Annotated in this window: 16 protein-coding genes; 7 read left to right on the forward strand and 9 right to left on the reverse strand. The window is 73.1% G+C overall.

Going from position 1 to position 20,366, the window contains the following annotated elements; genetic code table 11:
* On the forward strand, positions 1 to 570 hold a 570-nt coding region (locus tag E1287_RS34355), incomplete at its 5' end, for a methyltransferase domain-containing protein (RefSeq protein WP_131969450.1).
* A 10-nt stretch (positions 571 to 580) separates the two neighbouring features.
* On the opposite strand, the gene E1287_RS34360 is transcribed toward E1287_RS34355, so the two are convergent.
* From E1287_RS34360 to E1287_RS34370, 3 genes are all read right to left on the reverse strand, one after another.
* On the reverse strand, positions 581 to 1,576 hold the full coding sequence (locus E1287_RS34360) for a zinc-dependent alcohol dehydrogenase family protein (RefSeq protein ID WP_131969451.1): 996 nt from the start codon (positions 1,574 to 1,576) through the stop codon (positions 581 to 583).
* Between the two features lie 4 nt (positions 1,577 to 1,580).
* Positions 1,581 to 3,956, reverse strand: a complete 2,376-nt coding sequence (locus E1287_RS34365; protein ID WP_131969452.1) for a SpoIIE family protein phosphatase — start codon at positions 3,954 to 3,956, stop codon at positions 1,581 to 1,583.
* A 294-nt stretch (positions 3,957 to 4,250) separates the two neighbouring features.
* Entirely contained in the window at positions 4,251 to 4,952 is a 702-nt protein-coding gene (locus tag E1287_RS34370; RefSeq protein ID WP_131969453.1) for a metal-dependent transcriptional regulator, read from the reverse strand.
* A gap of 98 nt (positions 4,953 to 5,050) precedes the next feature.
* Here E1287_RS34370 and E1287_RS34375 point away from each other — a divergent pair, with 98 nt between their 5' ends.
* Positions 5,051 to 5,758 (forward strand): UdgX family uracil-DNA binding protein, encoded by a 708-nt coding sequence (locus E1287_RS34375; protein ID WP_131969454.1) that lies wholly within the window; start codon positions 5,051 to 5,053, stop codon positions 5,756 to 5,758.
* Here E1287_RS34375 and E1287_RS34380 read toward each other — a convergent pair.
* Entirely contained in the window at positions 5,744 to 7,033 is a 1,290-nt protein-coding gene (locus E1287_RS34380; RefSeq protein WP_243719624.1) for an MFS transporter, read from the reverse strand. The two genes, E1287_RS34375 and E1287_RS34380, sit on opposite strands and share 15 nt — an antisense overlap.
* The gene (gene pdxH / locus E1287_RS34385) at positions 7,030 to 7,668 is read right to left on the reverse strand and encodes a pyridoxamine 5'-phosphate oxidase (protein WP_243719625.1); all 639 of its coding nucleotides are present in this window, start codon (positions 7,666 to 7,668) and stop codon (positions 7,030 to 7,032) included. The genes E1287_RS34380 and pdxH overlap by 4 nt, the downstream gene beginning before the upstream one ends.
* Before the next feature lie 183 nt (positions 7,669 to 7,851).
* Between pdxH and E1287_RS34390 the strand changes: the two genes are divergently transcribed.
* Entirely contained in the window at positions 7,852 to 8,964 is a 1,113-nt protein-coding gene (locus E1287_RS34390) for a citrate synthase 2 (RefSeq protein WP_131969456.1), read from the forward strand.
* 100 nt (positions 8,965 to 9,064) lie between these two features.
* On the opposite strand, the gene E1287_RS44195 is transcribed toward E1287_RS34390, so the two are convergent.
* Entirely contained in the window at positions 9,065 to 11,947 is a 2,883-nt protein-coding gene (locus E1287_RS44195) for an ABC transporter substrate-binding protein (protein WP_165969331.1), read from the reverse strand.
* Positions 11,948 to 12,112: 165 nt separating this feature from the next.
* Between E1287_RS44195 and E1287_RS34400 the strand changes: the two genes are divergently transcribed.
* Together E1287_RS34400 and serC are read left to right on the forward strand one after the other, a co-directional pair.
* Positions 12,113 to 12,475 (forward strand): hypothetical protein, encoded by a 363-nt coding sequence (locus E1287_RS34400; protein WP_131969457.1) that lies wholly within the window; start codon positions 12,113 to 12,115, stop codon positions 12,473 to 12,475.
* A 10-nt stretch (positions 12,476 to 12,485) separates the two neighbouring features.
* Positions 12,486 to 13,622 carry a phosphoserine transaminase gene (gene serC, locus E1287_RS34405; RefSeq protein ID WP_165969332.1) on the forward strand — a complete coding sequence of 379 codons (1,137 nt, stop codon included), beginning with the start codon at positions 12,486 to 12,488 and terminating at the stop codon, positions 13,620 to 13,622.
* Between the two features lie 74 nt (positions 13,623 to 13,696).
* On the opposite strand, the gene E1287_RS34410 is transcribed toward serC, so the two are convergent.
* Positions 13,697 to 14,680, reverse strand: coding sequence for a hypothetical protein (locus tag E1287_RS34410; protein WP_165969333.1), 984 nt, complete (start codon positions 14,678 to 14,680; stop codon positions 13,697 to 13,699).
* Between the two features lie 175 nt (positions 14,681 to 14,855).
* Between E1287_RS34410 and E1287_RS34415 the strand changes: the two genes are divergently transcribed.
* Together E1287_RS34415 and E1287_RS34420 are read left to right on the forward strand one after the other, a co-directional pair.
* Positions 14,856 to 15,917: a hypothetical protein gene (locus E1287_RS34415; protein WP_131969459.1), complete on the forward strand. Its 1,062-nt coding sequence runs from the start codon at positions 14,856 to 14,858 to the stop codon at positions 15,915 to 15,917.
* A gap of 133 nt (positions 15,918 to 16,050) precedes the next feature.
* Complete coding sequence (locus tag E1287_RS34420; RefSeq protein WP_243719626.1) at positions 16,051 to 18,237, forward strand: hypothetical protein; 2,187 nt, start codon at positions 16,051 to 16,053, stop codon at positions 18,235 to 18,237.
* Here the strand turns inward: E1287_RS34420 and thpR are convergent.
* Complete coding sequence (thpR, locus tag E1287_RS34425) at positions 18,174 to 18,797, reverse strand: RNA 2',3'-cyclic phosphodiesterase (protein ID WP_131969461.1); 624 nt, start codon at positions 18,795 to 18,797, stop codon at positions 18,174 to 18,176. The two genes, E1287_RS34420 and thpR, sit on opposite strands and share 64 nt — an antisense overlap.
* A 60-nt stretch (positions 18,798 to 18,857) precedes the next feature.
* A complete protein-coding gene (locus tag E1287_RS34430) occupies positions 18,858 to 20,162 on the reverse strand; it encodes an MFS transporter (RefSeq protein ID WP_131969464.1) in 1,305 nt (434 codons plus the stop codon).
* Positions 20,163 to 20,366: the final 204 nt, after the last annotated feature.

Here is a 20,366-nt window from a genome sequence, read left to right on the forward strand (position 1 = left end):
GCCCGCGGCACCGCCACCACCCGCGGGACCGCCACCACCCGTGAGGACCCGCGGCCCCGTTCGCTGGACCCCGACCGTCCGACGATCAAGGCGGACGCCACCGCGCTGCCCTACAGGGACAACACGTTCTCCCTGGTGACGGCCCGGTTCTCGCTCTACAACCTGGGCGATCCCGATCATGTGCTGCGCGAGCTGCTGCGGGTGTGCCGCCCCGGCGGACGGGTGGTCATCGCCGATCTGGTCCGCGGCAACCTCGCCGCCCCCGACCGGGACCGCATCGAGCGGCTCCGCGACCCCGACCATCCCGGCACCCCGTCCATCGCCCGGCTCACCGAGATGATCACTTCGGCGGGCGGGAGCATCCGCCGCCTGGACGTGTTCACCGTGGAGCGTCCGGTGGAGCCGTGGCTCGCGGGGGCGTGCGACGAAGCGACGGCGGAGCGCATCCGCACGGCCCTCGTGGACGAGGTGGACGGCGGCCCGAAGACCGGCGCGAAACCCCGCATCATCGGTGGCGAACTCTGGTTCACCCAGTCGTGGGCGCACGTCGCCGCCGAACCGATCCCCTGACCCGACCCGATCAAGGAACCAGGACGGCGGCGCCCGTGAAGCGGTCGGCCGCGAGGTCGCCGAGGGCGCGGTCGGCGTCGTCCAGCGCGTATTCGCGGGTCGTGACCGCGACGTCCAGGCGGGCGGCCAGCGTCAGGAACTCCTCGCCGTCCGCGCGGGTGTTCGCCGTCACCGACCGGACCTGGCGCTCCTGGAACAGGTGCCGCTGGTAGTCCAGGGACGGGACGTCGCTCAGATGGATGCCCGCGATGGCACACGTCCCGCCGCGGTCGAGGCGTTCCAGCGCGGCCGGGACCAGCTCCCCCGCGGGCGCGAAGACGATCGCCGAGTCGAGCGGGACGGGCGCGGCGTCGAACGAGTCGCCCGCCCAGGACGCGCCGAGCTCGCGCGCCAGCTCGCGGGCCGCGGGGCTGCGGGTGAAGATGTGCACGTCCGCGCCCTCAGCGATCGCGATCTGCGCGGCGAGGTGGGCGGACCCGCCGAACCCCCAGATGCCGAGCCGCCCGCCGGGCGGGAGGCCGGCGCGGCGCAGCGCCCGGTAGCCGATGATGCCCGCGCACAGCAGCGGCGCCGCGCGGACGTCGTCCAGCTCGGACGGCAGCGCGTAGGCGTAGGCGTCGACGGCCAGGGCGTATTCGGCGTATCCGCCGTGCGCGTCCCACCCGGTGTAGACGGACGACGGGCACAGGTTCTCGGCGCCGCGCCGGCAGAACCGGCACGCTCCGCACGTCCCGCGCAGCCACGCCACGCCGACGCGGTCTCCGGCCCCGTGCAGGGCACCGGCGCCGACGGCGACGACCTCACCGACGATCTCGTGGCCCGGTGTCACGCCCGGCAGGTGGACGGGCAGGTCACCCTCGGCGACGTGCAGGTCCGTCCGGCAGACGCCGCAGGCCAGGACGCGCACCAGCAGCTCACCCGGCCCGGGGGACGGCACGTCGCGGTCGGCGCGCCGAAGCGGGCCCGCCGAGATCGGAGCAGGACTCTCGACCGCCCAGGCCCGCATGAGATCAGGGCGTCAGCGGGAGCTCGAACCAGACGGCCTTGCCGTCGGACGTCGGCCGCGCCCCCCAGCGGGTGGCGAGCTGGTCGACGAGGTAGAGCCCGCGGCCGCCCTCGTCGGTCTCGCCCGCGCTGCGGATGCGCGGCAGCCGCATGTCGGAGTCGAACACCTCGACCCAGATCGCGTCCGCGCCGCGCCGCAGCCGGAGCCGGAACTCCTTGGTGGACGGCTCGCGGCGGCCGAGATCGGCGCCGAGGTTCCAGTCGTCCTCGTCGAACGCCCCGCCGTCGAACGCGCCCCCGTCGTATGTCGCGCCGTCGAACGAGCGACCCTCGAACGGGCCGCCGTCAAGGGGGTCCGCGGCGAAGTCGGTTTTGAACTGGACGGCGGGCGGCGCGCTCAGCGGCTCCCCGCCGCGCCCCGGCTGCCCGGCCGGGACCGGGACGACCATCTCGCGGCGCGGCGCGGGCGTGGCGGTGGCGTGCAGGACGACGTTCGTGACGACCTCGGAGACGAGGAGGCAGGCGAGCTCGGACTGCTCGTCCAGCATCCCCCAGGACGCGAACGCGTCGGCGGCCATCCGGCGGGCCTCCGACACCATGATCGGCTCGGCGGTGAAGGTGCGCTCCTCGACGGCCAGCTCGTCGCCGGCGGTGCGGATCACGACGATCGCGACGTCGTCGTCGACGTCGCCGGGGACGGCCTCGTAGGCGGCGTTCGCGATCGTCTCGACGCCGCTCCGCGCGACCTTTGCGACGGCCGCGCGGACCCTCTCCCGCGACTCCTCGCGGGTGTAGTGCTCGCCGTCCTCCCTGGGCCTGCGGTCGATGAGGCCGTCGGTGTAGAGGACGAGCGTGGAGCCCGGCTTCAGCTCCGTCGTCTCCTCGTTGAACAGGATCTCGCCGCCCATGCCGGGGGCGCGGAGGCCGAGCATGCCGCCCTGGCTCTCGAACGTCAGCTCGCTGACCTCGCCGTCCACGATCAGCATCGGCGGGTCGTGCCCGGCGTTGGCGAACTCCAGCACCCGCGACCACGCGTCGTACACGAAGTAGGTGCAGGACACGAGCGGCGGGCGGACGAGGTCGTCGCTGTTCCAGCCGGACCGCATCCGCTCGGGCCGCGTCATCGTGCGGACCCACTCGTCCAGCTTGCGAAGGATGTCCGCCGGCGGCTTGTCGTCCTGCGCGAAGGCGCGCAGCGCGGCGCGGAGCTGGCCCATCACGGCGGCGGCGCGGGCGCCGCGGCCCTCGACGTCGCCGATCACGAGGCCGACGCGGCCCGCCGACAGCGGGATGACGTCGTACCAGTCGCCGCCGACCTGGGTCTGGATGCCGTGCCCGTGCGACTCCAGCGGGCGGGCCGGCTCGTACCGCCAGGCGATCTGGAGGCCGTCCAGCCGGGGCGGCCGGTCGCCGGGCAGCAGGTGCTTCTGGAACGCCAGCGCGGTGTCGCGCTCCTCCTCGAACAGCAGCGCGTTGTCGACGGCGAGCGCGACGCGGCTGGCGATGGCGCCGAGCAGGTCGCGGTCGAAGCCGTCGTAGTGCGGGTCGGGCCGCTTGGACAGGTTCGACAGCGCGAGGCTCATCACGCCGAGCAGCTCGCCGCGCACCAGCAGCGGCGCGGAGATCACCGAGGTGATGCCCATGGCGTCGCCGAGCCGCCTGGACGACTCGTTGGGCGCGGAGAACCGGTGCTGGAGCATGTCCTCGACGAGGACGGCGTCGCGGCGGCTCATCGCCTTCTCGCTGAAATGCCCGGGCGGGTAGTGGACGGGCTCGCCGACCTCCGCCCACGTCCCGGGCGGCGGCTCCCACCCGCCCGCGTGCCGCGACACGCGCCGGTAGAGCCGGTCGCCGCTGTAGAGGTCGATGAAGCAGTGGTCGGCGAACTGCGGGACGAGGGTGTCGGCGACGCGGCGGAGCGTGCTCTCCAGCTCCAGGGACCCGGCGAGCCGCTCCCCGATGCGCTCCATCAGGCCGTAGCGGTCCTGCTCGCGCTGGTTGGAGCGGAGCGCCTCGCGCGCGAAGATGACGACGCCGTCGACCGCGCCGGACGGGTGGCGCAGCGGGACGGCGTGCGCGCGGGTGTAGACGGTGGTGCCGTCCACGCGCAGGTTGCAGAACGTGCCCTCCCACACGCCGCCCTTGAGGACGTGCTTGGCCAGCTCGGTCGCCTGCTCGTGGTCTTCTTCGGCGATGCCCAGGGAGAGGATGGAGTGGCCGATGATCTCGTCGCCGCCGAACCCGAACAGCTGGCGGGCGAACGCGTTGCCGTAGATGACGTTGCTGAAGCGGTCGCAGACGATGACCGCCATCTCCATCTGGTTGAGGACGGTCTCGGGCGGCAGATGCGCCTCGTCAGGCGCTTCCCCCCAGTGATTCATCTCCCCATCCCGATAACAGTAGCGGGCCCGCCGGTGACCGCTTTCTCCCGGCACGGCCACCCGCCGCCACCCGAATCGATGATCACCGGGCGTCGCGGCGCGGCTGCCGCGTGTACCTCTTCCGTCGTATTGAACGACGAACCCGCCGCCGGGATACGCCCGAAAGGCCCGCTGCTATGGAGATCTTCGGTATAGACCGTCGAGACGGCACCCCGTGCGCCCGCCGCAACGGCCGCCCATACGCCCGCACGCACCCCGGCAGAACGCACCCCCGCAGAACGCACGCCCGCGGTGTCAGCGCCTGCTGACGAAGACGTGTTCGGCGATGTCGCGCGGCAGTTCCGTCGCGGGACTGTCGGCCTCGTCGTCACTGATCACCTGCACCCCGTCATCGGTCGCCCGAAGCGTCACCTCTCGTCCCGGTTGTATCCCTATTTGCTTGAGTCTAAGCATCAGGTCGCTGTCGCTCTGCACCTGCTCGCTGATACGCCGGATCACGGCCCCGGCGCCGCCGGGGCTGGCGACGGCGGTCATCACGGAAAGCGGTGCGGAGTCGGCGTCGTCCCCGTGCCCGCCCAGTTCGTCCAGGCCGGGGATGGGGTTGCCGTGCGGGCAGGTGGTCGGGTTGTCGAGCAGGGAGACCAGGCGGCGCTCCACGTCCTCCGACATCACGTGCTCCCAGCGGCACGCCTCGATGTGGACGTCCTCCCAGGGCAGCCCGATCACGTTGACCAGCAGGCATTCGGCGAGCCTGTGCTTGCGCATCACGCGAGTGGCGAGACCGCGGCCGTTCTCGGTCAGTTCGAGATGCCGATCGCCCTCGACCCGCAGCAGCCCGTCGCGCTCCATCCGCGCGACCGTCTGGCTCACCGTCGGGCCGCTCTGGGAGAGCCGTTCCGCGATGCGCGCGCGAAGAGGGATGATCCCCTCTTCTTCGAGCTCGAAAACCGTCCGGAGATACATCTCCGTGGTATCGATCAGGCCGTGTGAGGTCACAGCTCCCTCCAGTCTTATGTTCGGGAGTCTACTTGCTCGGACCTCGCGACGCCGGGCCCGGCGAATATCCCCCTGATGCCGGGTAAGGGGAACGCACGATGAACGCGAGAACTTCCCAGGACGCCGGACCCTTCCTCCCGGACACGGCCGAGGGGCGGTCCGATCTCGACGAGCTGCGCCGCGCGGCGGCCGACTGCCGGGGCTGCGGCCTTTACGAGAACGCCACGCAGACCGTCTTCGGCGAGGGCTCGCCGGGCGGGCGGGTCATGTTCGTCGGCGAGCAGCCCGGCGACCAGGAGGACCGCAAGGGGCAGCCGTTCGTCGGCCCGGCCGGACGCGTCCTCGACCGGGCGCTCGCGGAGGCGGGGATCGAGCGCGGCGACGTCTACGTCACCAACGCCGTCAAGCACTTCAAGTTCAAGCGGCAGGAGGGCGGCGGGAAGCGGCGCATCCACGAGCCGCCGAGCGCGGCCGAGGTCCGCGCGTGCCGTCCCTGGCTGCTGGCGGAGATGCGGCTCCTGGACCCGGACGTCGTGGTCGTGCTCGGCGCCACGGCGGGCAAGGCGCTGTTCGGCTCGTCGTTCCGCGTGACCAAGCAGCGCGGACGGCTCCTCCCGCTCCCCGACCTGGAGAAGATCGGCACTCCTGCCGCGGGGCGCGAGCTCGGAGAGGAGCCGCCCGAGCAGGCGGACACGCAGATCGTCGCGACGATCCACCCGTCCGCCGTGCTGCGCGCCGAGGACCGCGACGCGATGTACGCCGGATTCGTCGACGACCTCAAGGTGGTGGCCTCAGCGCTCGGTTAAGGGGCCTTCCGCTGTGCGGGTGTCGTAGCGGAGCAGCGCCGGGACGGCGAACGCCGCCACGACGACCAGGACGGCGCAAGCCAGCCCGCCGCCCACCCAGGACGCGGTGGCCCCGGTGACGCTGGCGGTCGCGCCCGCGCGGACGTCCCCGAGCCGCGGCCCGCCCGCGACCACGACGGTGAAGACGCCCTGGAGCCGGCCGCGCATCTCGTCCGGCGCGTACGTCTGGAGCATCGACTGGCGGAACACCGCCGACACCAGGTCGGCCGCCCCGCCGACGGCGAGGAGCGCCACCGCGAGCCATAGCCGTCCGGTCAGCCCGGCCGCGGCCACCGCGAGGCCCCAGACCACGATGGAAATGACGAGCGCGATGCCCTGCTTGCGGACGCGCCCGATCCACCCGGACGACAGCCCGCCGAGGAACGCGCCGATCGCGATCGCGGCGAACAGGTACCCGACCGCGCCCTCCCCGCCGTACCGCGTCTCGGCCACCTCGGGGAACAGGGCGCGCGGCATCGCGACCGCCATGGCGATGATGTCCACGACGAACGACATCATCAGCACCGGCTGCCCGGCCAGGTAGCGCAGGCCGTCGAACACCGACCGCAGGCCGGGCGCGCCGACGACGTCGCCGAGCGGCGGAATCGGCGGCAGGCGGAGCGCCGCGTACAGGGCCAGGGTGAACAGCACGGCGTCGAGCGCGTAGGCCGCCGCGTAGTTCCAGCGGGCCAGCAGCACCCCGGCGAACAGCGGGCCCGCCAGCATCCCGAACGTGCTGGCGGTGAAGGCGAGCGTGTTGGCGGCGGGGACGAGCGGCCGGTCGATCAGCCGGGGGATGATCGCGCTGCGGGTCGGCGAGGACACCGCGAACCCGACGGCCTGGACCGCCACCACCGCCATGATCAGCGTGAGGCTGCCGAGGCCGAGGAGCGCCTGCGCCAGCAGGAGCAGGGTCGCCACCCACATCACGCAGGACGACGCGAACAGCAGCCTGCGCCGGTCCATGTGGTCGGCGACCGCGCCGCCCCACAGGCCGAACACGATCAGCGGGACGAGGTTGACGAAGCCGAGCACGCCGACCCAGAGCGACGACCTGGTCATGTCGTACACCTGGACCGGCACGGCGACGGCGGTGACCTGGAACCCGACGAACGACATGCCCTGCCCGAGCCACAGCCGCCGGAACGCGGGGTAGGCCAGCGGGCGGGTGTCGATCGCCAGGCTCCGCAGCCTGCCGCGCCGCGTACTCCTGTCATCACGCGGCGCCGGGGTCACGGAGACAGTCTCTCCATCACCCACTCCCCCTGCTCGTCCAGGGTTCCCCGTCGGTAGCGGATGCGGTCGTGGAGGCGGTCGCGGCGGCCCTGCCAGAACTCGATCGACTCCGGGACGAGGCGGTACCCGCCCCAGAAGTCCGGCAGCGGGATGGAGCCCTCCAGCGGCGCGGGCGCGTCCGGCGGCTCCTCGGGCCAGCGTTCGGCCAGCTCGGCGAAGCGGCGCTCCAGGACCTCCCGTCCCGGGATGACGCCCGACTGCCGCTCACTCGCCCACGCGCCGAGCCGCGAACCGTGCGGGCGCGTCCGGAAGTAGGCGGCCGACTCGTCCCTCGACAGCTCCTCCACCGGGCCCGCGACGCGGACCTGCCGGTGCATCGCGTGCCAGGGGAACACGAGCGCCGCGCGCGGGTTCTCCGCGAGGTCGCGGCCCTTCCGCGACGTCAGGTTCGTGAAGAAGCGGAACCCCTGCGGCCCGTACCCCTTCAGCAGGACGGTCCGCGCGCTCGGGACCCCGTCAGCGGACGCCGTCGCGAGCACCATCGCGTTCGGCTCGGGCAGCCCGAACGCGTGCACGTCGGCGAACCAGCCGGCGAACAGCGCGAGCGGATCGGCGGGGAGCGCCGACTCGGACAATTCGCCCCCCTCGTACGATCGGCGGAGCCGTGCCGGGTCGGGCGTTGGGAGATCCACAGCGTCTGAGCCTCTCACCTGGGCCTGGTGCAACTCGCACGACCCCTGGGTACTGGTCGGTAAAACCGACAGGGTTCAATGGCACGGCACCGCCTTATCACTCTTGGAGACGAAAGGCAGGACGACATGTCCGACTTCAAACCTGGTCTCGAGGGGGTCGTGGCCTTCGAGACCGAGATCGCCGAACCGGACAAGGAGGGCGGAGCCCTCCGCTACCGGGGCGTCGACATCGAGGAACTCGTCGGCCGCGTCTCCTTCGGCGACGCGTGGGGTCTCCTCGTGGACGACAGCTTCGACCCGGGACTCACCCCCGCCGAACCGCACGTCCTGCCGGTCACGTCCGGCGACGTGCGGGTGGACGTGCAGAGCGCCCTCCCCACCCTCGCCCCCGCCTACGGGATGCGGCCGCTCCTCGACATCTCCGACGACGAGGCCCGCGCCGACCTCGCCCGGGTCTCGGTGACCGCGCTGTCGTTCGTCGCCCAGTCGGCGCGCGGCATCGGCGTCCCGATGGTCCCGCAGGAGCGGATCAACGCCGCCGGGACGATCACCGAGCGGTTCATGGTCCGCTGGCGCGGTGAGCCCGATCCGAAGCACGTCCGGGCCATCGACGCGTACTGGGTCTCCGCCGCCGAGCACGGCATGAACGCCTCCACCTTCACCGCGCGTGTGATCGCCTCCACCGGCGCGGACGTCGCGGCCAGCATCTCCGGCGCGATCGGCGCGATGTCGGGCCCGCTGCACGGCGGCGCCCCGGCCCGCGTCCTGCCGATGATCGAGAAGGTGGAGCAGGTCGGCGACGCCCGCAAGGTCGTCACCGACATCCTCGACTCCGGCGAGCGGCTGATGGGCTTCGGCCACCGCGTCTACCGCGCCGAGGACCCGCGCGCCCGCGTGCTGCGCCGCACCGCCCGGGAGCTCGGCGCGCCGCGGTTCGAGGCCGCGAAGGCGCTGGAGGACGCCGCCCTGACCGTGCTGCGCGAGCGCCGTCCGGACCGTCCGATCGAGACGAACGTGGAGTTCTGGGCCGCGGTCGTCCTGGACTTCGCCGAGGTCCCGACGGCGATGATGCCCGCCATGTTCACCTGCGGCCGCACCGCCGGGTGGGCCGCGCACATCATGGAGCAGAAGCGCACGGGCCGTCTCGTCCGGCCGAGCGCGAAGTACACCGGCCCGGGAACCCGCTCCATCGACGACGTCGCCGGGGCCGCGGAGGTCCTCAAGCGTCACACCGGCTGATCCCCCGTCCCCATTCCCCCCGTCCTCCCGAACAGGCTTCGAGGCCCCCGGATCAGATCCGGGGGCCTTGCTCATTGCCGCTCGGTGCCGGATCGGCGGCTCATCGCGGCGGCGCGGCGGGCAGGCGGTCTCCCGGCGGGCAGTCGGCCTTGCCCTGGGGGCCGGTGATCAGGCGGCCGCAGAGCTGCGTGACCTCCGTCCTCCCGTCCGGCGTGATCCTCGCGAGGATCACCGGCTTGTCCAGCACCTGGTGGCCGGTGGAGCGCGGGCCGAACCGGATGACGCCGCTCGCGCCGTTGCGCAGGACGTCGTCGTCCGGGTCGTCCAGCGCCGCGAACACCGATCCCGCCGACGGCAGCGCCTTCTCCCGCCAGTACACGGTGCGCGCCACGGTCGCGACGAGGGTGGCCGCGTCGTAGGCGACGGCGGCGCGGGTGATCGACGGCCACTGGACCGAGTCGCCGTCCTGGACGGTCATCTCCCGCGCGACGGGGTCGTAGTCCGAGTAGAACGTCTGCGGCGACTGGTCGCCGACCCACCGCCGCTGCCACGCCTCGCGCGCCGCCAGCGGCGTGAAGTACAGCTCGAAGGTGCTCTTGCGGCCCAGCTCCGCGGCGTTGTCGCTGACGTACTTGGCGATCTCGTCGTCCGTCAGGACCAGCCGGGGCTCCGGGCAGGACAGCTCCAGGACGTTCGCGAAGGAGCGGAACTCGTCCGACCGGCCGGCGTAGTAGAACATGTCGGGCTTGTCCCGGCACGCCTCCCGGACGGACTTGTTCAGGTCCCCCGCGTTCCGGTACGGCCGCATGCGCGTCACACCAGGACGGAACGACTTCTGGAACTCAAGGGCGAGGTCCTTGCTGTAGAGATCGTTGGGGTCGCCGTCGTAGATGACGACCGCGTCGTCCGCCTTGGTGCCGCCGACGTGCCCGTTGCGGGCCCAGTGCGCGGCGTGCCTGGCGGTCCGCGCGTTCGGCGACGCCAGCCGGAAGTAGTACGGCGAGTAGCCCGCCTCGCCGTCGAGCATGGCCGTCCCGCCGAAGCTGTTGGCGGTGCTGACCAGCGGCAGCGCCGACTTGGCCAGCAGCCGGATCGCCTCCTGGGTCTGCCGGCGGCTCTGCTCGAAGCCGACCACCGCGACGATGCTGCGGTCCTCCAGCGCCCGCTCGCGGATCTGCCCGGCGACGTGCTCGGCGTAGCGGAACTTGGCGCCCGCGTTCGCGATCAGCACGCGCAGCCGCAGGTCCTCGCCCTCGGCGGCGTCGTTGAACCGCTTCTGCGCGATCGACAGGCCGATCAGCTCGCCCTGGACGCCCGCGAGCAGCTCGATCCGCCGGTTCTTGATCGACGGGTCGGCGGTCACCGGGCCGAGGTAGACGACCGTCGCGTACGGCTTGCCGGACTCCTTGACGTGGTCGTTCTGCGACTCGATCTCGTCCAGGACCTTGCTCAGCCGGCCGTCGTTGTTCTTGCCGCCGGAGTTCTCCCCGAAGGAGAACGAGCCGTCGGTGATGCCGATGCACTCGCCGTTCTCCATCCGCCTGATGTCGACCGGCGAGCAGTACTTCTGCACCTGGACGGAGATCACCGCGACGGACGCCGCCGCGATCGCGACCATCGCGATCCACGGCAGCGCCGGATGCGCGAACCGTGGGCGGCGCCGCACCGGCCGGACGGGCGGCAGGTCGCCGCCCGGGTCGCGGGTGATGTCGACGCGCAGCTCCCGGCGCGAGCCGAGCGCGCCGATGCGCCGCTGCTCGCGGGCGTACCGGTCCCAGAGCCCGCGCGCGGCGATGACGCTCTGCGGCTCGCCCGCCGACATGTCGACCCGGACGGCCTGCGCGATCCGGTCGACGAGCTTCGGCCCGGCTGGCGCGGACGGGTCGTCCTCGGCGGGCGCGTTCGGGTCGACGCCGGCGACGACGACGAGCGGGTCGAAGGACGGGAGCCGTCCGCCCGCCTGGCTGTCGGCGCGGACCCGCTCGGCCAGCTCCACGAACGCCACCCCGGGATGTCCGGCCGACAGCTCCTCGAAGATCAGCACCGGGAAGCGGACCCGCGCCCACGCGGCCCGCCGGTAGTCGCGCCGGTAGCAGCGCCGCAGGTCCTCCAGGAACGCGGCGACCAGCAGCAGGTCGAGCTGCTCGCCGTGGCCGTCCGGCTCGACCGGACGCGGGTCGAACACGCCCAGCGCGAAGCCGAGGAACCCGGTGGAGTCGCGGTCGACGTACGGCTGCCGGAGGAACCAGCCGAACTGGCGGACCCCGTACCAGCCGCGCGTCCGCGCCACGAGCTGGACGGTCACGAACGCCACGCCGATGATCGCGGCGAACACGGCGGCCGCGAGGTCGAGGGCCGCCGCCGTCCCGGCGCTGATCAGCGCGACCACCGCGATCCCGATCGGGAAGATCTGCTCCAGGAACGCCAGGAACGTCGCGGGCCGGCCGCGCGGCCCCTCCAGGTCGCGCAGGACGTCCCGGCCGCGCCTGCGGATGACCCGGTTCAGCTCGCGGCGGCGCGCGTTCTCGTTGTCCCCGACGGGCGGGTGCGTCAGCCGCCGGACCAGCTGGTGGTTCTCCCGCTCGGCCGACGACGCGCCGCGCGGCGCCGGACGGTCCCCCGCCAGCCGGATCTCCCGCAGGTCGCGCAGCCACAGCGCCATCTCCAGCAGCGGGAACCGCAGCGGCGGCTCGCCCCGGGCATGGCTGCTCGGCTGCGACAGCTCCCGCTTGGCCTCCCGCAGGACGCCCGCGACATCGGTGGCGGGCGTTTCGGCGGCGATGTGCGACACCGGGGCGCGCTCGTCCTCGCACCGCGTCTTCAGGATCTCCGCGACATGGGAGGTGGCGCGGCCGGGGCCGAGCAGCAGGAGGAGCGGTCTCAGCCGCGCCCGCCAGCGCGGCCGCTCCCGCAGCCGTTCGAAGAGGTCGAGCACTCCGCGCAGCCGATCCTCGGTCGGGATCCGGTCGCCGTCGCCCGCCATGGGTCATGCCTCACTTCCGCATCGTCCAGTTGCTGGCCGCTCCCCCGGCTGGTACTCCCACCGCCCTTATCGGCATTGGACGCGGCGGACCGCGAAAAGGATCGAAACTTTCCAATCGTCGTGCGTCCGTGCGCGAAACTCAGCCACTTTGTCATCATTGGCGCCATGGGTGACGACCGCGACGAGCCGCTGGACGGCGACATAGGCCCGTCCGCGTCCGCGTCCCGTCCCACCTCTTCGCCGGACACGGCCTCCCCGGGGACGGCCTCGCGGGACACGGCCGAGGAGTTGCGCCGGTACGAGGCGGAGCGGGAGGAGCGGCGCCGCAGCGCCAACGCCGTATCGGGACGGATCGCCGTCGTGATCGCCGCGCTCTTCCTGACGTTCCTGATCTACGATTCCGTCACCACCGCCGTGGAGGCCCATGACCGGGGCGACGACTGGATCTACCCGCCCGCGGTGATCGCCGCCGTCTGCGCGATCGCGCTGGTGGCCCTGGTTGCCTGGGCCGTGCGGAGGGTGAAGTAGCCTTTGGCGAGTGACCGAAAGCGCTAATCCAGCCATTGTCATTCCCGCCGATCTGAAGCCCGCCGACGGCCGCTTCGGATGCGGTCCGTCGAAGGTCCGCCCGGAGCAGCTCGCGGCGCTCGCGGAGTCCGGCTCGACGTACATGGGGACCTCGCACCGGCAGAAGCCGGTGAAGTCGCTCGTCGGGCGCGTCCGGGAGGGTCTCGGCCAGCTGTTCTCGCTGCCCGAGGGGTACGAGGTCGTGCTCGGCAACGGCGGCACCACCGCGTTCTGGGACGCCGCCGCGTTCGGGCTCGTCCGGCAGCGGTCGCAGCACCTGACGTTCGGCGAGTTCTCCAGCAAGTTCGCCAAGGTCACCACGAGCGCGCCGTGGCTGGGCGACCCGACCGTCATCACCGGCCCGCCCGGGACGCACCCGGAGGCGTCGGCCGAGGAGGACGCGGACGTCTACGCCCTCACCCACAACGAGACCTCGACCGGCGTCGCGATGAAGATCCGGCGCCCGGCGGGCACGATCGCACGCGACGGGCTCGTGCTGGTGGACGCCACGTCCGGCGCGGGCGGCCTCCCCGTGGACGTGACCGAAACGGACGTCTACTACTTCGCGCCGCAGAAGTGCTTCGCCGCGGACGGCGGCCTCTGGATCGCGCTCGCGTCCCCGGCCGCGCTGGAGCGGATCGACGAGATCGCCGGCTCCGATCGGTACGTCCCTGAGTTCCTCAACCTGAAGACGGCCGTCGACAACTCCGCCAAGGACCAGACCTACAACACCCCGGCCGTGGCGACGCTGCTGCTGCTCGCCGAGCAGATCGAGTGGATGAACGGCCAGGGCGGCCTGGCGTGGACGACGTCCCGCACGGCCGACTCGTCCCAGCGGCTCTACACGTGGGCGGAGAAGACCTCGTACACGACGCCGTTCGTCGTGGACCCGGCGCAGCGCTCGCAGGTGGTCGGGACGATCGACTTCAACGACGACGTGGACGCGGCGGCCGTCGCCAAGACGCTGCGCGCCAACGGCATCGTGGACACCGAGCCGTACCGGAAGCTCGGCCGCAACCAGCTCCGCATCGGCATGTTCCCGGCGATCGACCCGGCCGACGTCGAGGCGCTCACCGCCTGCGTCGACTACATCGTCGAGCGCCTCTAGCCTCCGCGGGCCCCGGCCCTCGGGGGCGCCACGCCGCACCCCCGAGGGCCTGTCTTAGAGGGCGGACGGACGGTTCAGGCGACGGACAGCAGGCCGTCCGTGCCACCGAGCCGCTCCGCCACGCGGTGGCGCAGCCCGGCGCGGTCGCATTCCTCGTCGGCGCTGGTGAAGCCCGTCCAGACGCGGGGATCCATGTCGGTGTCGCGGGCTGTGGGCTGGAAGGTGGCCGTCGCGAGCACCTCGGGCAGGTCGCGGCGTCCTGGACGGCGCTCCATGCCGACCTTCAGGTAGGTGCCCTCGCGGAGCATGACCACGGTCGCGAACTCCACGCGCGTGTGCCGTTCGGCCTCGCGGAACCAGCGCGGGTTCGACGCCCAGTAGATGTTCTGCTCGGTGTCCACGGCCACGGTCAGCGGGCTGAGCGCGGCGCGGGCCAGATGCACCTCGGTCGGGCGGTCGCGGTGGACCCAGACCAGCGCGGCCCGTCCGACCAGGGCCTCCAGGACGCCCGTCACGCCGGACGTGCCGTCGCGGCCCGCGAGGAGCTGGAAGATCGGCTCGCTGTCGGTCGTCCCGGACGCGGGCGGCAGCGCGAACCGCGACCGCAGCCCGGCGGCGTCGACGTCGCCGTTGTGGGTGGCGACGACGCCGGCGGACGGGCCGCCCGCCGCGGCCGTCCCGGGGACGACCATCGGGCTGGCGTTGTCCGCCTCGGCGGGCGAGCCCTGCGTCGCCCAGCGGGTGTGCCCGAGGACGACCGGCGCGCGGTCGAGCTCGGGGAGGAACTCGGGGCGCCAGATCGCCGAGAAGCGGCCGAGCCCCTTCACGACACGGCTGCCCACCGCGACGCCACCGCCGCTCTCCGGCCCGCCGGGGGCCGGGCACCCGCCGAGGCCCGGCCAGCCGCCGAGGAGCGCCAGCCCCGCCGAGTCCGTGCCGCGCTCCTCCGCGAGCGCGCCCAGCGTGATGAACACGTCCGAGGCGGGCCCCGGGTCGTCGGCGAACGGCGAGCGCACCATCCCGAACAATCCGCACATGCAGGATGAGATGCATTTCATGGGCGGACGGTTCGAGTCGCTCATGGCGCCGAATAGGCTCGGACCGTGAACCGCGCGCCCCGCTGGCTGCTTCCCACCGTGCTGACCGCGCTCGTCCTGGCCGTGGTCCTCGGTGCGCTGCTGAACTGACGCGGGCCGTATGATCGACGGGGCGCGGAACGGGGATGATCAAGGCATGTCGCTCAGCCGCGCCGCCCGCGCCGGTGCCGTGATGATCCGCGCCGGCGCCGCCCTCGTCCTCGCCGGGACGTCCGTCTGCGTACTGGCCCCCGCCGCGTCCGGCGCTTCCGGCGCGGCACGGGACGACCAGGTCGCCTTCACGATCTCCGATCCGCGGATCAACGAGTCCAGCGGCCTCGCGGCCAGCAGGCGGCACCCGGGCATCGTCTACACGCACAACGACTCGGGCGGCGTTCCGAAGATCTACGCGCTGGACGCGGGCGGGCGCGTCCGGGCGGTGCTGACGCTCGGCGGCGCGGGCGCCCGCGACTGGGAGGGCATCGCGCTCGGCAAGGACGGGCGCGGCCGTCCGGCGATCTTCGTGGCGGACATCGGCGACAATCTCGGCGGCGCGTGGCCCTACGTGACGGTTTACCGGATCAGAGAGCCGTCCCAGGTCAGGAGCCAGACGCTTCCGGCGACCGCCTTCAGGGTCAAGTACCCGGACGGGCCGCGCAACGCCGAGACCCTCATGATCAACCCGCGGACGAACCGGCTCTACATCGCCAGCAAGCTGTTCGGCGGCAAGGTGTACGAGGCCCCGGCGAAGCTCCGGACCAGTGGGTTCAACGTGATGCGCAAGGTCGCGGACGCCCCGGCGATGGCGACCGACGGCGCGTTCTCTCCTGATGGGCGCACCTGTGTCATCCGTTCCTACTTCGGTGCGCGTCTCTATTCGGTAGGGCCGGACGGACGTCCGGGCAAGACGATGAAATCGCTCGGCATCCCGATGCAGTCGCAGGGCGAGTCGCTGACCTACACGGCTGACGGCACGTCCCTGCTGGTGGGGTCGGAGGGCAATGACCAGGCGGTCTACCGGGTGCCGCTGCCGGACGAGGCGCGGCCGTCGCCGTCCGGCGGGAAGGAGGCGAAGAACGCGGGAACGGCGGGCGACGTCGAGGGCCAGGCCGCCGACACCCGGAACACCAGGATGGGGCTGTTCCTGGCGCTCGCCATCGCCGCGGCCGTCGGCTTCGGGCTGCTGCGCAGGCGCGGAGGCTCGACGGGAGGCGGATGACCAGCGGCAGGCGGACGACCAGCGACAGGCGGACGGGGCGGAAAGGCCGACCTGACCGGCACGATGGAAGTCGGTTTCGGACGGCGACGGGATCGTGGAAGGGGGCGACGGGCCCGCGGGGACCCGTGTGAGGATGCGGACTGTGGAGCATGAGCTCGTGGGCCTCGCGGGGCCCGGCGGACGGTGGCGTCCCGTCGCCGCCGGACCGTTCGCCCTGCTCGCGGTGGCGCTGGCGCTGCTGCCGATCCGTCCGGTGTGGCTGTGGGCCGCGCTGATCGGCGTCGTCGCCGCGGTCCCGTGGCTGCTCGGAGCGGCCCCGGAGGCGCGGCGCCGCCGCCCGCGGCCGTACTGGCGGCTGTCCGCGGACGGTCTCGAGAAGGTCGGGCCGGGCGGCCTGAGCATGGTCTCCTACGAACGGTCCCGGATCGACGGGCTGGCCATCACGACCGGCGACGGCATGCTGACCGTGTTCCACCGGTTCGGCCGTACCGCCGTGGGCGGGATGACCGCGATGGGCCTGGAGCCGCTCACCGTCTTCGTGACGGCGAGGCGCCTCGGCATACCCATGCACGTCCTGGACGGCGAGGCGACCGACCTGCTCGACCCCGCGCTGGACGACGCCCTGCGCATCCCGACGATCGACGACGACGTCCCGGGAGGCGGCCCGCTGCCCCGCGACCACGCGGCGGAGAAGCGGCTGCTGGACCAGGAGGCGGCCCTCCTGGCCGCGGCCCACGAACCGTCCCCGCCGAAGCCCGACGAACGCCCCGGCAGAAGCAGAACGCGCAGGCAGGCGGGCAATGAGGCAGACAGGGAGCAGCGGCTGGACACGCCCGAGCCACTGCCCAGCCGCCGCCGCGTCGTGCTCCTCGGGGTGCTCACCGCCCTGCTCGGCACCGTCATGATCGTCAGGATCGCGGTGGACGGCACGGGCGAGTTCGGCGCCCGGCTCGCGGCCGGCTGCTGGGCGCTCGCCGCGATCGCGGGCGTCCTCGCGGCGCGCCGGCGGCTGCTGCGGGCCGCGCAGGTCCGCTGGACGATCAACGCGGAGCGGCTGCGGGTGCGGGCCCGTCCCGGCCGCCGCCGCGAGGTGCAGGACCTGCGGGCCGGGGACGTCGCCGCGGTCGTCGTCGGTCCCGGCCTGCGGCTGGACCCCGTGAGCGGCGAGCCGCGCCGCGCCGACCTCGCCGCGCTCGCGTTCGGGCACCGGCTCGAACTCGTCGCCCGGCTGCCCGCGCACGGCCTGGACGGCTTCCAGCTCGCGCACGCTCTCGACGACCACGGCTACCGGGTGATCACGCCGGGCGCGCGGGCGCCGCGCCGCCCGCAGTACGGCCTGGAGGGGCTGCCGGAGATCTTCGCGCAGGTCCCCGGCGGGCGGCTGGTCGTCGCGGACGGCGGCCTCGGCTGGGCCGACGCCGCCGGCGACGTCGTGCTGAAGATGCCGGAGGACCGCATCGGCGGCATCGAGCTGCTGACCATCGCCGGGCACGCCTGGGTCCGGCTCTACGACACCGACGGCGACGAGTTCTTCGCCGCGCCGCTGTCGGCGCTGCGGATCTCCCGCACCGATTTGCGCGACTCGGCCCGCCGCGCCGGGCTGCCGGTCAACGACGCCGAGTACGACGCCTACCTCAGCGCCGCGTTCCACTCCGCCGTCTCGACGCTGACCGGCTCCGAACCGGCGACCGCGTCCGTGCCCTCGCAGAGCGCCGCCGGACAGGACGCCGCCCAGGACGCCGGGGAGCAGTCCGGCGAGACGGCCGCGTCCCCCCGGCCGGGCCCCCTGGACGAGCACGACCTCACGTTCACCGTCTCCCCACCGCCCGACCCCATCACCGCGCCGGGCACGCTCCTGGACGCGACCCGCCGCTCCCGTCTCGGGACGTACGGAATGAGCGTCCTGCTGTGCGAGGCCGTGGCGCTGCTGGGCGCGGTGTGGCTCGGGCCCGAGCTGGGCGGGTTCAACGCCACCGCGTCCTGGTCGGTGCCCGCTGGGCTGCTCATCGGCCTCGTCGGCTACTGGCTGTATGACCGCAACCGTCCGCAGCTTCGCGTGTCGTCCGCCGGGGTCGCGGTCGTCACCCGGCGCGGCAAGGTCGAATGGGACCTGGCCCGCGACCGCGTCGGCGGCGTCGGCATCGACGAGGCGACCGAGCGGATGCCGCGCCTGGTGGTGTGGAGCCCGTCCGGGCGGGTGCTGCGGCAGGTGACGTTCCCGCCCGACCTGGACGAGCTGCGCCGCGCCTGCGAGCGCTACGGCCTGCCCTGGGGGCCGCCGGACGCCGACCGTCCCGCGCCCCCGCCGCCCGAGCTCTGACGCAGCGACCACGTCTTCAGCGACTCGTACGTCAGCTGGCTGTAGTCCTTGCCCGGCAGGTGGCTGAGCATCAGGTGGACGGAACCGGCCGTCCACGCCGCCCCGGCGAACGCCGACAGCGACTCCATGAGCGGGCGCACGTCCACCGGGCTTCTGGACCGCGCCAACGTGAGATGCGGGCGGAAGCCCCGGTGCTTGTCGGGCAGTGTTCCGACGCGGCGTCCGGCGGCCGTGGTGGACGCGGCGAGCCGGGCCACCCCGCGACGGTCGCCGTACAGGCCCGTCCACAGGACGCGGGCGTGCGTGCCGCTGCCGGGGAACGCCCCCGCGCCCGCCAGCGACAGCGACATCCGCTCGTGCCGGCCGACGGCGCGCTCCAGCCTGGGAAGCAGCCGGTCCAGCGTGCGGTCGTCCACCTCGCCGAGGAACGTCAGCGTGACGTGGAGCAGCTCGCGCCGCACCCATTTCAGCTCGGGCACCGCCTCACGGTGCGGCAGGACGGCCTCCTCGAGCTCGTCCAGAATGTCCGGTGGCGGCACGAGCGCCACGAAAAGCCTCATGGGAGCGTCCGGAGGGCCACCAGGTCAGCATTTCAGCAGATGGCACCCCTTGTCACGCCGTCACGCCGAACCACCCGAACCGGTCGCGGCGCCCGAAGCGGCGGTGGGCGCCGTGGTCGATGCGGGCCGCCGCCGGATCCGGTCGAGCGCCGGCCGGATCGCCCCCTCCTCGTCCGGCGCGCCCCGCGCGGCCACCACGCCGACGGCGGCCGCGGCGACGACGGAGATCAGCCCGCCGCCGACGAGGCCCGTCCGCGCGCCGAAGTTGTCGGCCAGCCAGCCGATCGTGGGCGCGCCCACAGGGTTCGTCCCGAGGAACACGAGCATGTAGAGGCCCATCACGCGGCCGCGCATCTCCGGCGCGACGCTGAGCTGCATGGTCGCGTTCGCCGCCGTCATGATCGTCATCATCGCGATGCCGGTCGGGACGAGCAGCGCCAGGAACGTCCAGTACGTCGGCATAAGGCCGGTGGCGACCTCCAGCGCGCCGAACACCAGGCCCACCGCCACCAGGAACCTCAGCCGCGGCTTGGTCACGCGCCGCGCCGCCAGCAGGGCGCCGCTGAGCGCGCCGAGCGCGAGCATGCTGGACGCGAGCCCGAACGCGGACGCGTCGGTGTGGAAGACCTCCTTGGCGACGAGCGCGACCGTGGTGGCGAAGTTCATGCCGAACATGGCGAGGAACCCGATGAGGATCAGGACCAGCATCAGGTCGCGGCGCCCGCGGACGTAGCGCAGGCCCTCACGGAGCTGCCCCTTGGCGCGCTTGACCGGGTCGGCCGGGTGCAGCTCGTCCGCCCGCATCGCGTAGAGGCCGAACAGGACGGCGCCGAACGACGCCGCGTTCACCAGGAACACCGGGCCCGTGCCGATCAGCGCGATCAGCACGCCGGCGACGGCCGGGCCGAGGAGCCTGGCGCCGTTGAACGAGGCGCTGTTCAGCGCGATCGCGTTCGGCAGATCACGCCTGCCGACCATCTCGACGACGAACGACTGCCGGGTCGGGTTGTCGACGACGGTCGCGAGCCCGAGCCCGAACGCCAGCACGTACACGTGCCACACCTGCGCGGCGCCGGTCACGGCGAGCAGGCCGAGGATGAGCGCGAGCACGCCCATGGCCGCCTGCGCGAGCATCATGACGCGGCGCTTGGGATACCGGTCGGCGATGACACCGCCCCACAGGCCGAACAGCAGCATCGGCAGGAACTGCAGGCCGGTGGTGATGCCGAGCGCCGTGCCGCTGCCGTGCGCCAGCTCCAGGACGAGCCAGTCCTGCGCGATCCGCTGCATCCACGTCCCGGTGTTGGACACGACCTGCCCCGCCGCATACAACCGGTAGTTGCGGTTCCGCAACGACCGGAACATGCCCCCAGCACGCACGTCGTCAGCCTCGCCCCCCTCACGCCCTTCAAACGACTCGCCAAGCTCATCGGGGCCGCGGGGCCCGGCAGGCTCGAGGGGCTCCTCGGACTCGTCACGGTCACCGGACTCGTCACGGTCACGGGGCTGGTCGCGGTCGCCGGGCTCGTCGCGGTCGCTGGAGTCGCGGGGCGCGGCGGGCTCGAGGGG

It is taken from the genome of Actinomadura sp. KC06, assembly GCF_004348735.1.
Taxonomy (GTDB): Bacteria; Actinomycetota; Actinomycetes; order Streptosporangiales; family Streptosporangiaceae; genus Spirillospora.